The sequence below is a fragment of the Crocosphaera watsonii WH 8501 genome (assembly GCF_000167195.1).
GTDB lineage: Bacteria > Cyanobacteriota > Cyanobacteriia > Cyanobacteriales > Microcystaceae > Crocosphaera > Crocosphaera watsonii.
The window spans coordinates 88,642-102,438 of the sequence record NZ_AADV02000004.1 but is presented as its reverse complement, the minus strand read 5'-3'; the positions used below and the strand labels follow the sequence as shown (position 1 = coordinate 102,438).

12 protein-coding genes are annotated in these 13,797 nt (G+C 39.6%); 9 read left to right on the top strand and 3 right to left on the bottom strand.

The window, feature by feature from the left end; translation table 11 throughout:
- The first annotated feature begins 44 nt into the window (after positions 1–44).
- The gene (locus CWATDRAFT_RS09205; protein WP_007303468.1) at positions 45–686 is read left to right on the top strand and encodes a transposase; all 642 of its coding nucleotides are present in this window, start codon (positions 45–47) and stop codon (positions 684–686) included.
- 17 nt (positions 687–703) lie between these two features.
- Here CWATDRAFT_RS09205 and CWATDRAFT_RS09200 read toward each other — a convergent pair whose 3' ends face one another.
- Both CWATDRAFT_RS09200 and CWATDRAFT_RS32300 read right to left on the bottom strand, forming a co-directional pair.
- The gene (locus CWATDRAFT_RS09200) at positions 704–1,093 is read right to left on the bottom strand and encodes an O-methyltransferase (RefSeq protein ID WP_050018342.1); all 390 of its coding nucleotides are present in this window, start codon (positions 1,091–1,093) and stop codon (positions 704–706) included.
- 84 nt (positions 1,094–1,177) lie between these two features.
- Positions 1,178–1,531 carry a hypothetical protein gene (locus tag CWATDRAFT_RS32300; RefSeq protein WP_042711372.1) on the bottom strand — a complete coding sequence of 118 codons (354 nt, stop codon included), beginning with the start codon at positions 1,529–1,531 and terminating at the stop codon, positions 1,178–1,180.
- A gap of 121 nt (positions 1,532–1,652) precedes the next feature.
- Here CWATDRAFT_RS32300 and CWATDRAFT_RS09190 point away from each other — a divergent pair, with 121 nt between their 5' ends.
- From CWATDRAFT_RS09190 to CWATDRAFT_RS09170, 5 genes are all read left to right on the top strand, one after another.
- Positions 1,653–3,092 carry an NF041680 family putative transposase gene (locus tag CWATDRAFT_RS09190; protein WP_007304814.1) on the top strand — a complete coding sequence of 480 codons (1,440 nt, stop codon included), beginning with the start codon at positions 1,653–1,655 and terminating at the stop codon, positions 3,090–3,092.
- 113 nt (positions 3,093–3,205) lie between these two features.
- Positions 3,206–7,783 carry a beta strand repeat-containing protein gene (locus tag CWATDRAFT_RS09185; RefSeq protein WP_007304815.1) on the top strand — a complete coding sequence of 1,526 codons (4,578 nt, stop codon included), beginning with the start codon at positions 3,206–3,208 and terminating at the stop codon, positions 7,781–7,783.
- A 78-nt stretch (positions 7,784–7,861) separates the two neighbouring features.
- Positions 7,862–8,473, top strand: coding sequence for a PEP-CTERM sorting domain-containing protein (locus CWATDRAFT_RS39575; protein ID WP_007304816.1), 612 nt, complete (start codon positions 7,862–7,864; stop codon positions 8,471–8,473).
- A gap of 217 nt (positions 8,474–8,690) precedes the next feature.
- Positions 8,691–9,416, top strand: coding sequence for a class I SAM-dependent methyltransferase (locus CWATDRAFT_RS09175; RefSeq protein WP_007304817.1), 726 nt, complete (start codon positions 8,691–8,693; stop codon positions 9,414–9,416).
- A gap of 88 nt (positions 9,417–9,504) precedes the next feature.
- Positions 9,505–10,257 (top strand): YaaA family protein, encoded by a 753-nt coding sequence (locus CWATDRAFT_RS09170; RefSeq protein WP_007304818.1) that lies wholly within the window; start codon positions 9,505–9,507, stop codon positions 10,255–10,257.
- A gap of 438 nt (positions 10,258–10,695) precedes the next feature.
- Here the strand turns inward: CWATDRAFT_RS09170 and CWATDRAFT_RS09165 are convergent, their stop codons facing one another.
- On the bottom strand, positions 10,696–11,160 hold the full coding sequence (locus CWATDRAFT_RS09165) for a glutathione peroxidase (protein WP_007304717.1): 465 nt from the start codon (positions 11,158–11,160) through the stop codon (positions 10,696–10,698).
- Positions 11,161–11,567: 407 nt separating this feature from the next.
- Here CWATDRAFT_RS09165 and CWATDRAFT_RS09160 point away from each other — a divergent pair, with 407 nt between their 5' ends.
- From CWATDRAFT_RS09160 to sfsA, 3 genes are all read left to right on the top strand, one after another.
- The gene (locus CWATDRAFT_RS09160) at positions 11,568–12,143 is read left to right on the top strand and encodes a cell division protein SepF (protein WP_007304819.1); all 576 of its coding nucleotides are present in this window, start codon (positions 11,568–11,570) and stop codon (positions 12,141–12,143) included.
- Between the two features lie 95 nt (positions 12,144–12,238).
- Entirely contained in the window at positions 12,239–13,045 is an 807-nt protein-coding gene (gene proC, locus CWATDRAFT_RS09155; protein WP_071892204.1) for a pyrroline-5-carboxylate reductase, read from the top strand.
- A 13-nt stretch (positions 13,046–13,058) separates the two neighbouring features.
- Positions 13,059–13,781, top strand: coding sequence for a DNA/RNA nuclease SfsA (gene sfsA, locus CWATDRAFT_RS09150; protein ID WP_007304821.1), 723 nt, complete (start codon positions 13,059–13,061; stop codon positions 13,779–13,781).
- Positions 13,782–13,797: the final 16 nt, after the last annotated feature.

Here is a 13,797-nt window from a genome sequence, read left to right as displayed (position 1 = left end):
AGCAAGTCAAATATATCTGTGAACTTCATCAAGAAGCTAAAACTTTGTTAGAACAAGGAATTCATTTAATTAGTACAGATGAAATGACAGGGATTCAAGCTCTTGAGAGATTATTTCCGAACAAAAGAATCAAGCCTAAGCAAGTAGAAAAAATCGAATTTGAATATGAAAGACACGGAACTTTAAGCTTGATTGCGAACTGGGATGTGGCAAGAGGAAAAGTTGTTAGTCCCTCTATTGGACCGACAAGAACAGAACAAGATTTTTCTGAACATATCCAGAGAACGATTAAGATTGATGAAAAAGCAGAATGGATTTTTATTGTAGATAAACTCAACACTCATAAATCGGAAAGCTTAGTCAAATTAGTAGCAGAAAGCTGTGGAATTACTATTGATTTGGGGAGAAAAGGAAAGGAGGGGATTTTGCAATCTATGGACAGCAGAGCAGATTTTTTATCAGATGAATCTCATCGAATTCGCTTTGTTTATATTCCCAAACATACATCGTGGCTTAATCAAATTGAGTGTTGGTTTTCGATCTTAGTCAGGCGTTTACTCAAAAGAATTACTGTCCGTTCAACTGAAGAACTATCCCAAAAAATTCTCAATTTTATTGATTACTTTAATCAACATTTTGCTAAGCCGTTCGTTTGGAAATTTAAGGGCTTTAAAGATCATAAGTGACTGGTGAATTATTTTTGCTAAGCTGCACTAGATGGTAAAAGTTCAAGGGATCGTGTGAAGAATGATGTGCAGGTTAAAAAGTTTGCCCCTGGCACTAAACCCCAGAATGGAATCTGTCGGAACCCAGCCTCTTCGAGTAATATATAAGCGAGATCGTAATCGCTGCGATTACTGTTATCCAAAATAATGAATCCTGTGGGTTTAAGGTAGTTGACTGCCAAAAAAGTACAGAGTCGCCGTGCCATTCCGTCAATAACGATAAAATCGAATAACTCACCGATCTCAAGAATATGATGGGCATAAGCAAGGAAGCGTTCGTCAGCCAGTCCTCCGCGAATAATCTTCTCTGGATCATAATTGGACTTTGGATAAAAAACAATTATTAGCGTAAATTTTACGCTAAACATACCTCCAGAGCTAAAATAGAGAATTAAGGTGATTTTAAAAACTCTCTTTCCATCTTTTTAGGGGATTTTAAATATTAAATAGCTTCATTCAGTTTCGGTTCCAATATAGATATCTAAGTAGCTTTCCGTTAGAGATTGAATGACTCGTTCTAATTCATCAATGAGATTTCTTCTAGTGAGTTTTTCTACAGCATCAATATGAGCAGAACTTCCGGCTCGTCCTAAATATTTATATTTGGTTTTTTTCTCATTATTAGTGGCCATAGGAAAAATTGATTCAGCAGCCTGTAGTTTATAATACCAGTAGATTGTTCCCTTTCCATTAACCTGATAACGAATAATATGACAATTAGCTGGTGCTACTTCCCCTTCCCGTTCAATTTTCTTTATTTTCTGTTTAAGAGAGCGAATTAGACTCTTAATTTGTTTGGCTCTCAGGTGGACATCTTGACTGGTCTTAAGTTCGGAATGTTATGACATTAGCCTTAACTGTAACAAACAACCTTTTTTGATGTTAGCGTATATATTACGCTAATTTATAAGGTAATAAATTTTAAAAATGACCAAAAATGAAACGGCTACGTCTGTCGAGGAATTCCTGGTGTGGAGGTCTAACCTCTTCCAAGGACTAAAAGCTAGAAAAGAAACTATTATAGAATTACTCGATGCCCTCTCCAGTAACCAACAAGCTCACTCAGTCGTTGAATTGTCTCTCAATCCTTTATTTAGAAGAGATTATAACAGTTTATATAGAGGAATTCAAGAGTTTTTACCCACTCAAACTGACCCTAATTATGAACAGAGAATTGAGACTTTATTTTCAGCGGTATCGAGAACAATTCCTCCCACTTCAAAACATTATAACTTATTTGGTATTGACAGAACTCCCTGTCCACGACGGTTTGCCGAAACGTTAGCGGATAAAACCTTTATTCATTACCCCAATCCAATTAAGGGAAATAAACCCATTAATATTGGACATTGTTATTCCGTTGTCTGCGCTTTACCTGACCAAATAGACACAGAAAAAGTCCCTTGGGCTGTCCCCTTATCAGGAGAGCTAGTCCCCTCTAAACATAAAGGAGTAAATCAAGGCAATCAACAACTAAAAAAAATCTGGCAAAGTTCTTTATTTTCTGATAAATTATCTGTCTTAGTGGCTGATAGTGACTACAGCCAAAAGGATTTTATTGGGGAACAAGTTAAGCATGAAGACGTAGTTACTATTACAAGAGTTAGAATTGACCGAGTTTTTTATCGTCAATTTATTCGGGACCAAAATCAAGCCAAAACTTCGGGACATCCCCGTTGGTATGGGGATAAATTTGACCTTAAAGATGACCAAACTTGGACTGAACCTGATGAAGTTCATCATGTTCCCTTTACAACGAAAAAAGGTCGTCAATTAACAGTGACTATTTCGGGATGGAAACAGATGTTAATGAGAGGAACTAAAAACTATAAAATGAAAAATCACCCCTTTACTTTACTCCAGATTGTTGTCAGAGCTCAAGAAAGAAATAGTATTTGGAAACCTATGTGGCTTATTGTTATTGGTTCTCGGCGCGATGAGTTAAGTTTAGTTGATTGTTATCAGTGTTATCGACAACGTTATGACATGGAACATCTTTTTCGATTTGGTAAACAAAGATTATTGATGACATCTTATTTAACTCCCGATGTACATCATGAAGAAAATTGGTTTAAACTAACACTTCTTTCTTATGTAAATTTGTGGGCTGCCAGAAAATTAGCTGTGGTTTTACCCCGTGATTGGGAACAGTATTTGAAGACTAATAAATCCATCAAAATCACCCCTAGTCTAGTTCAAAGAGACTTTTCAAGAATAATTACGACCTTGGGGACTTTTGCCAAATTTCCCAAACGTCGAGGTTTTTCTTCCGGACGTATTAAAGGTTACAAAAAAGCCCCACGAACTCGTCATGATGTTATCAAGAAAGGGAGCAAAAAATCAACTGAAAACTTAAAAGCTCCTTAGTTTTCCTCAGAATCTATAGATTAGCCCTATTTGTCAGCAAATTTTATTGACTGATACAGAGCCGATATTTTGGGATTTTAGTTTAGCGTAAAATATACGCTAACAAACTTTTTTTGTCCAAAGTCCAATTCATTGGTAACGCCAATTTGGGTGACGGTGCAATTCTCAACATTGCCACCAATCAAACCATTAATAACTCTGTAATTGACTTAGGAGGTCCAGGGGCAAGATTTGAAGTTAGTGGTGACAACAATGTTATTCTCGGTGCCGGTTCTCAACTTATCCTTGGTAACTCCGACACCAGCATTAGTAGTGATGTTACAGTCAACGGTAACGATAACTTCATTAACCAAGGTACAATTATCGCCGATGGTAGTAACGGTAATCCTAATCGTTCCATTGATGTAGCCGTTTTCGATAACCAAGGAATTATTCAAGTTGCCAATGGTTCAATCCTCAATATACTAGGTAACTGGAGCAATACAGAGGGAAGTATCGACATAGATAAAGACTCCACCCTAATTGTTAGTAATAGCTTCAATACCATTGACTTAGGAGACATAGATAATAGTGCCGGAGGAAGATTCAGCCTAGAAAACTTTAACTGGGATAACAGTAATAGTAGTTATACCTGGAATAACAGCACAGGAGATTGGGAATTCAACGGAGGGACGATTACAGGAGGAAACCTGATCTTTAGCGAAGGTAGCTGTTTAGTCTTTGGTAATGGCAATAATGTTCTTAATGATGTGGATGTTGATGGTAATCTCAATCTTAATAGTCTCAATGGGGCAAGACTGAGACTTACCAATGGTTCTAGCTTTACCGGCAACGCCAATTTAGGGGACAATGCAATTCTCAGTATCGAAAGTGATCAAACCCTCAACGATTCTGAAATTAACCTTTCAGGAAGTGGTGCAACCTTCGGGGTGAGTGGTGATGCTAACCTTATTTTAGGGAGCAATTCCCGTTTAGTCTTAGGAGAAGCTAATACATCTATTAGCAGTGATGTAGAAGTGGATGGGGATGGTAATGTCATTAACCAAGGAACAATCGTTGCCGATGGACCAGGCGATCGCACTATTGATGTGGATGTATTCAATAACGAAGGGGTGATTCAAGTTGCTAATGGTTCAATTGATTTAGGGGATATAGATAATAGTGTCGGTGGTAAAGTTTCCCTACGAAATTACAATTGGGATAATAGCAATAGCAACTATACTTTCAATAACAATACAGGTAGCTGGGAGTTCAACGGGGGAACGGTTACAGGAGGTTCCCTTACCTTTGAGGATGACACTCAATTAGTGATCGGTAGTGGTAATAATGTTTTAGACGATGTGGATGTTGATGGTAATCTCAATCTTAACAGTGTCAACGGAGCAAGACTTAGCCTAACCAACGGTTCTACCTTTACCGGAAATGCCAATCTAGGGGAAAATGCCATTCTGAGCATCGACAGCGACCAAACCATCGATAATACAATCATTAGGTTAGAACAACCCGGGGCTAAGTTTGATGTTAGTGGGGATGGCAATGTCATCATTGGAGCCAATTCCAGAGTAAGTTTGCTAAATGTAAATACCTCTATTAGCAGTGACATTGATGTGGATGGAGACAGCAATATCGTTAACCAGGGCTTAATTGTTGCCGATGGACCAGGCGATCGCAGCATTGATGTGGATGTCTTTAATAACGAAGGGGTGATTCAAGTTGCCAATGGTTCTATCCTCAATGTTCTCGGAGATTGGAGTAATACAGGAGGCACTATTGATATTGATGCTACTTCAACCCTGCAACTCAATAATAGTTTTAATACCGATGATTTAGGGGATATAGATAATAGTGTCGGTGGTAAAGTTCCCCTAAGAAATTACAATTGGGATAATAGCGATCGCAACTACACTTTCAATAACAATACAGGTAGCTGGGAGTTCAACGGGGGAACGGTTACAGGAGGTTCCCTTACCTTTGAGGATGACACTCAATTAGTGATCGGCAGTGGTAATAATGTTTTAGACGACGTAGATGTTGATGGGAATCTCAATCTCAACAGTGCCAACGGAGCAAGACTTAGCCTAACCAACGGTTCTACCTTTACCAGAAATGCCAATCTAGGGGAAAATGCAATTCTGAGCATCGACAGCGACCAAACCATCGATAATACAATCATTAGGTTAGAACAACCCGGAGCTAAGTTTGGTGTTAGTGGGGATGGCAATGTCATCATTGGAGCCAATTCCAGAGTAAGTTTGCTAAATGTAAATACCTCTATTAGCAGTGACATTGATGTAGATGGAGACGGTAATATCATTAACCAAGGAACCATAGTTGCCGATGGACCAGGAGATCGCAGCATTGATGTAGATGTCTTTAACAACGAGGGAGTTATTCAGGTTGCCAACGGTTCTATCCTCAATGTTCTCGGAGATTGGAGTAATACAGGTGGCACTATTGATATTGATGTTAATTCTACTGTCGTACTTCAGGGTAGTTTCAATACTGTTGACCTTGGCACCATCGATAATAGTGAGGGAGGACAACTAATATTCCAAGACTATGACTGGGATAATAGTAATAGCAGCTACACATTTAATAACAACACAGGTTCCGGGATCTTCAATGGTGGCACCATAACCGGGGGGACTATTACCTTTGGTGATGACACTCAGTTAATTGTTGGTAATGGTAATAATGTTTTAGACGATGTGGATGTTGATGGTAATCTCAATCTTAACAGTGTCAACGGAGCAAGACTTAGCCTAACCAACGGTTCCACCTTCACAGGTAATGCCAATCTAGGGGAAAATGCCATTCTGAGCATCGACAGCGACCAAACCATCGATAATACAATCATTGATTTAGACGGACCAGGGGTTAAGTTTGGTGTTAGTGGGGATGGCAATGTCATCATTGGAGCCAATTCCAGAGTAAGTTTGCTAAATGTCAATACCTCTATTAGCAGTGACATTGATGTAGATGGAGACGGCAATATCGTTAACCAGGGCTTAATTGTTGCCGATGGACCAGGCGATCGCAGCATTGATGTGGATGTCTTTAACAACGAAGGAGTTATTCAGGTTGCCAACGGTTCTATCCTCAATGTTCTCGGAGATTGGAGTAATACAGGTGGCACTATTGATATTGATGTTAATTCTACTGTCGTACTTCAGGGTAGTTTCAATACTGTTGACCTTGGCACCATCGATAATAGTGAGGGAGGACAACTAATATTGCAAGACTATGACTGGGACAATAGTAATAGCAGCTACACATTTAATAACAACACGGGTTCTCCAACCTTCAATGGTGGCACCATAACCGGGGGAACTATTACCTTTGGTGATGACACCCAGTTAGTTGTTGGTAATGGTAATAATGTCTTAGATGATGTAGATGTTCAAGGCAATCTCAATCTTAACAGTGTCAACGGAGCAATACTTAGCCTAACCAACGGTTCCACCTTCACAGGTAACGCGAATCTGGGTGAAAATGCGATCTTGAGCATCGACAGCGATCAGACTATAAATAACAACATCATCCGCTTAGATGGAGCAGATGCAGTGTTTGGGGTAAGTGGCGACAGCAATGTTATCCTTGGACCCAATACCGAAGTCTTCCTCAGCAATTCCAATACATCTATTAGCAGTGACATTGATGTAGATGGAGACGGTAATATAATCAATCAGGGTTTGATTGTCGCAGACGGCACTGTGGGAACACCTAACCGCAGCATTTGCCTGGATCAATTCACCAATTCTGGCAACCTACAAGCTATAAATGGGGCTGAACTCCACATTTGCGGTAGTTGGTTCAATGATGATGGCACCGTTACCGTTGATGGTACATCGGCGATCGCAACGGATGGGACTTACACCCAACTTAGGGGAACCACTGCTCTGTCAGGGGGAACGTTTAGCGCGGCTGATCTTGTCTTTGAGGGTGGTACTCTAACAGGTTTTGGCACCATCAGTGGGGATCTCAATTTCAATGCCGAAATTGCGGCAGATTTGAATACAGGTACCTTGGCGATCGCAGGGAACTACACCCAAACAGATGACAGTATCCTCAATATCGAACTGGGCAGTACAACCGCTTTTGACCAACTGGCCATCACTGGTGCTGCAGTCTTTGACGGAACCTTACAGGTGTCATTCTTAAATGGTTTCAGCGCCCAACTAGGGGATGTATTTGAGATTGCCACAGCTAGTAGTATCAGCAACAGCTTGGACTTTACAAATATTGATCTGGGTAATGGCTTAGAACTAACATTAGTAGCTGATGGTGATAGTTTATCTCTAGTCACTCAGGAAAAACCGAGTGAGCAACCCACAGAAATTTTAGGAACTCCTAATCCTGACATCCTAGTGGGAACCAATAATAATGATGTGATTATTGGAAAAGGTGGAGGTGATATTCTCACTGGTAATGGTGGTGACGACATCTTCAAATATGAAACTTTTGGCGATGCTGGCGACATTATTACAGACTTTGATAATGGAGACAAAATTGACCTAAGCGACATTATGACGGCGTTAGGGCAAGGCGGTAGCGATGGTTTAGCCACTGGAGTTGTCGGGGTTCAACCCTTGTCAACGGGAAGCAGCGTAACCATTTTTGGCATCCCATTTATTATTCTCCAAAATACATCCGTTGCAGAAGTGAATGATTCAGCCAATTTCATTTTCTAGATAACTTAATTGCTCTTGAACACAAGAGCATTATCCTTTATACTGTTCGCTCATAAAACTTTACTATTTAATTACATTATGAAAACTCTTGGTTCTTACCTCACACCAGTTATCACAATCACTACCCTTAGCGGAGTTATTGCATTCACAGAAGTAGCAGAAGCTGCTGGGATAGCAACTCGATGGAACTTTAATTTCACAGGAGACATCACTGGTGGTGGTTTCATCGAAATTGAGGGAGATCAACAAACAGAAACCTATGAAGTCATTAATATTCAATTTACCTTAGATTTTGGTACAGGTTTAGTCCCTCAAAATGTGACTTTAGATAACTTTGGACTAATACCAACACCTTTACAATTTTCTCCCCATGATACCTCTAATGAATTATCGCACACTAACCCTTTTGCCCAATTATTTCCTAATTCCGGGTTGTCTGCGATCAACCCTGGATGGAACCAAGGAATGAGTGAAGGAGGAAACTTTACTATGAGTGGTAGTGGTGATGGGGTGAATACCCCTAATGATCCTTCGGGAGTTGGTGGGATTATTCTTTTTAGTACCTCTTCTGAAACACTCACTGGAACCTGGACTGCACAAGCTATTCCTGAACCTCTAACTATCTTAGGTTCTCTAACAGCTTTAGGTTTTGGAACCTTGTTTAAACGCTCCTTAAAAGGGAAAAAATAACGCTTGATTCTTCTGATCTGAGTTCGATATAAGGAAATTTATAGACAACTGGTCTTTCATCAAGAGTCTTAAACCCTGATTATCTCATGGACAAAACTCCAACTCCGAACTCCGAACTCCTAACACCGAACTCAGGTTACTGGGTAATTTTCCATTGTCCATTGTCCATTGTAAATTGCTGCCATACAATAAAAAAGATGTGTCAAAACAGTTCAATATGAGTCAATCAACCACAATTTATCCAGGGGAAGTTTTTGCCGATACTCAAGTATTTGATATCGGTATTCGTCAATTACTGCCCTATTATGATCTCATGCTTGATACCTTGGTTGCTTGTGTTCCCTCAAACTCTAGTCGTATCCTTGAACTTGGCTGTGGTACAGGAGAACTTAGTTTAAAATTACTTAAACACTGTCCCAATGCTCAGATAGTAGCTGTTGATTATTCTCCCAGAATGATAGAGATGTCCAAATATAAACTAGGAAAAACTGAATTTTTGGAGCGTATAACCTTCATTCAAGGAGATTTTGGAGCATGGGCAAATGGGGAACTAAAAGAGGAAATAGGGACTAATTTTGATGCTTGTGTTTCGTCTTTAGCCATTCATCATCTCATTGATGAAATGAAACATAAATTATTAACTTATATCGGTAAAAATTTAGTAGATGGGGGCAGTTTTTGGAATGCTGATCCTATTTTACAAGAATCCCCACAACTACAAGAAATTTACTTAAAAATAAGAGAACAATGGACAATTAATCAAGGCACAACTATAGAGAATGTTCGCTCAAAAATTGGTAATAGTCAACCCCAAGGTTATTCAGGGCAAGATCGTCTAGCGACATTAGAAACTCATTTAAAGATGCTATCTTCAGCAGGGTTTAAAACCGTTGCCAACCCTTGGCGATTGTTCGGATTAGCTATTTTTGGAGGTTGGGTTTAGCAATTAACAATTATCCGGTCAGGACATAATAATCTTAAATTTAAGATAAAATCAATAAGAGAATAATCAATCAACAATATTTTTTTGAATGCTTTTAATTCTTTCTTCAGCTAAAACCTTAGTATTTGAGGATGCTTTTACTGTTCCTGAAACCACACAACCTATTTACCAAGAAGATGCTAATATTTTAGTTAACTCACTTAAAACATTTTCTTCTGAACAATTAGAAAAATTATTAAAGGTTAGTGAATCATTAGCAAACTTGAATCATCAACGATTCCAATCATTTTCCAACTCTCAAAAACGAGCTTCTATTTTAGCTTACCGTGGGGATGTTTTTAAACAAATAGAATTAGAAAACTTTAAGGATAATGATTATTTATTTGCTCAAGGACATTTAAGAATCATGTCAGGATTATACGGAATTTTAAGACCCCTTGATGAAATTAGTCCTTATAGACTAGAAATGAATACTCGTCTGAAAACGGAAAAATATAATAATATTTATCAGTTTTGGGCAGAAAAAGCAACTCAGCAGTTAAATAAAGAATTAGAAAAACATGACAATAAACTATTACTTAATTTAGCTTCTGATGAATATTCTCGGATAATTAAAAGCGAACAGTTTAATTATCCTATCTTAAAAGTATCCTTTAAAGAAATGAGAGATGGTAAACTAAAAACCATTGGAATAATGGCCAAGAAAAGTAGAGGATTAATGACCAATTGGATTATTAAGAATCAAATTGATGAACCATTAAAACTTAAAGATTACTCAGGTTTAGGGTATCATTATGACCAAAATTTATCCAATGAACAAGAAATAGTTTTTGTCAAATAAATCTAATATTACGCATTTTTTACTACTATAAGAAATAGAAATGTTATAACAACACACGGGATGTTCAAAACGCCTGTTTTTAAACAGGTGATGTAGAACCACTCGGCATCGCAGCGCATTCCCTTGCGCCCTAAGACGGCGCGGGGTCGCTGCTCATTTTTAAATGCCGTGAATATGGTCAAATAAAGTCAGTCAGTACAAGACTTAAAAACCTACCGGGGGACTCTCGGAAAGTACACGCCCAACACCTGAATTGGCAGGGTTTAAGGAAATATCACTACGCCCTTTGAGGCAAACGTGGTGAGCCTGGGAACTTGTGAAAACAAGATAATAACCATCCCGACAGGGATTCGTTATGAATCTCCTGCGCTTCAGCCAGGAGAGCGTCAAGTTCCGAATCTAGCCCCTCCTGGGAGGGGTTAGGGGTGGGGATGTCAATTAACCCAATGCCTTGTCAATAGCAGCTTCAAGTTGAGCATCATCAGGAGCGGTAGCTGGTTCAAAACGTGCTACCACTTCACCATCACGACCTACCAAAAACTTGCCAAAGTTCCAGGCAATATCTTCACCATCCTTGACTAGAAACTGATAAAGGGGACTACGATTACTCCCATTTACATCTTGCTTTTCCAGTAAGGTGAATTCAACATCATACTTGGTACTGGTAAACTCTTTAATCTCAGCAGGAGTTCCTGGTTCTTGTTCGCCGAACTGATTGCAAGGAACAGCAACCACCTTAAATCCACGTTCACCATATTTTTTGTCCAGTTGGACTAAACCGGAATATTGAGGGGTTAAACCGCATTTACTGGCAACATTGACAAAAAGAATCACTTTATTCTCTAATTCGCTGAGAGGGAGTGCTGTTCCCTCAAGTGTAACGAGACTGGTTGGTAAGGGCATAGTCGTTGATCGGTAGAAAAGAAAACATCGTTCTTTATTATCCTTCTTTGGGGACGCTTAAACAATGATTATCTTTTGAACCGGCCTTGGCCTTCATCCCTAGATTTTCCTTCCTCAATGGGATATTTCTCGCCGCCAAGTGGGATCAGTAATTTTTATTTTTCTGGGAACATCTGGGAGGAGAGTAACGACTAGATGAGAAAGCTGTAAAAACTCCGAATAAGAAAGGTTAACTTTTTCATAAAGTAACTCCTTAATCTTATCATCAAGACCGAGAAAAAACAGCAAATCAATGGGATATATTGTTGCCAGAATCCTATGAGAATAGGAAGCTAAAAGAGCTATCTATCACCAGACCTAAACCGCCTTTTCTTAATAACGCTTTGTAAATTCAGTGAGATGTCAAGATGATTTTAGATAAACTAAAACGCTGGGCCATTACCGAACCAGTAGAAGATGATTCTGAATACGATGATCCCAATTATGTCGAAATAGATGGTAACTCAGACTTTGATGTTGAAGAGCCAGAAAACACCTCTATGCCCCAAGAGACTGAACCCCGTCCCTGGGCCACACCAATGGCATCCAATCTGAATGCAGAATTAAACATGAGAAACAATAAAGGTAATGTCGTCGCTATGCCTGGAATTAACAACATTGCTGAAGTGGTAGTCGTCGAACCCCATTCCTTTGATGAAATGCCCCAAGTTATCCAAACCCTTCGTGAACGCAAATCTGTGGTTCTTAATCTTAATGTAATGGAACCGGAAGAAGCACAAAGAGCAGTTGATTTTGTTGCGGGTGGAACCTACGCTATTGATGGTCATCAAGAACGAATTGGGGAAAGCATCTTCCTTTTTACGCCTAACTGTGTCAAAGTTAGTAACCTCTCTGGTACAGTTCATGATGTCCCTGATATTCCTGTTAACCCTTCTCGTACCCCCTCTCCTGTTGCTAACTGGGGAGAAAGACTAACGGTTTAGTTCGGTAGTTATCAATTAATAATTAATAATTAATAATTCATACAAAGCCAAAGTTTAGTCTTTATTTTTTTAGTTAATTTTACCATTGAAAACTTGTGTCTATCAGACTAGGTATCATTGGAGGCGGGGTGATGGCAGAAGCGATACTTACCCGTCTTTTAGAATCCCAACTTTATCAGGCCAACACTTTATTGGTTAGTGAACCCCAAACTTCAAGAAGGGAGTTTCTGGCGCAAACCTATGGGGTTAACGTAACAGATAGCAACCAAGAGACTTTACAAGCTACTGAAGCCCTTTTGTTGGCTATCAAGCCCCAAATATTAGATAAGGTTATTTCTCAGTTAACCTTGGATGGAGTGGAAAATTACCCTTTAGTTTTGTCAATTTTGGCAGGAACTCCTTTAAGCCGTCTAGAAACCGCATTTGAGAACTTTCCTGTTATTCGGGTGATGCCCAACACTCCTGCTACAGTGGGGGTAGGAATGACAGCGATCGCAGCCGGAACTCGGGTTAAACCTTCTCATCTAACCCTAGCTACCTCCCTGTTTGAAGCTGTGGGGGAAGTGGTAGAAGTACCAGAATCATTAATGGACGGGGTTACAGGTTTATCTGGTTCGGGCCCTGCGTTTGTGGCCTTGATGATCGAAGCTTTGTCCGATGGGGGAGTGGCTTCTGGTTTACCCAGAGCGATCGCCAATAAACTCGCCATACAAACGGTGTTAGGAACTGCCACCTTAGTCAAAGATACCGGGTTACATCCTGGCCAGTTAAAGGATCAGGTTACCAGTCCCGGAGGAACCACCATCGCAGGAGTGGCTAAGTTGGAAGAGAAGGGCTTTCGTTCTGCTGTTATCGAAGCTGTTAAGGCAGCTTATAGGCGATCGCAAGACTTAGGAAAATAACTAATAACTAACGATGGATACTGATTTTATTTACACCTATCCTGCTCTCATTCCTGGCATTCTTAAGAAACGCTATAAACGTTTTTTAGCGGATATTGAATTAGAATCGGGGGAAACAATCACAGCCCATTGTGCCAACACAGGTCCCATGATCGGGGTGTGTGATGTTGATAGTCGGGTTTATCTTTCTAAAAGTAATAATCCCAAACGAAAGCTGGCTTATAGTTGGGAATTGATTGAGGTAGACAATACATGGGTGGGGATTAATACAGCTTTACCTAATCGGGTTATTAAACAAGTTTTAGAACAGGAAAAATTTCCTCCCCTACAAGGAAAATACAATCAGGTTCGTCCAGAAGTTCCCTACGGAAAAAACAAGAAAAGTCGCATTGATTTTCTCTTAAGCAACGAATCTGAGAAAAACCCTATTTATGTGGAAGTAAAAAATACTACCTTAGCCACAGAAAAGATGGCATTATTTCCCGATACAGTTACCACTCGGGGACAAAAGCACTTACAGGAGTTAATGGATTTATTGCCAGACGCTCAACCGATTATGTTATATTTTATTAATCGGGGAGACTGCGATCGCTTTTCCCCTGGGGACAATTATGATCCAGAGTATGGCAAATTGTTTCGGGAAGCCGTTGAAAAAGGGGTGAAAATTCTACCCTGTCGCTTTGATATTACACCCCAAGGAATTCGTTATTTAGGACTCGCAGAATTAGTTTTATAAACAAGTCAAAATTAAA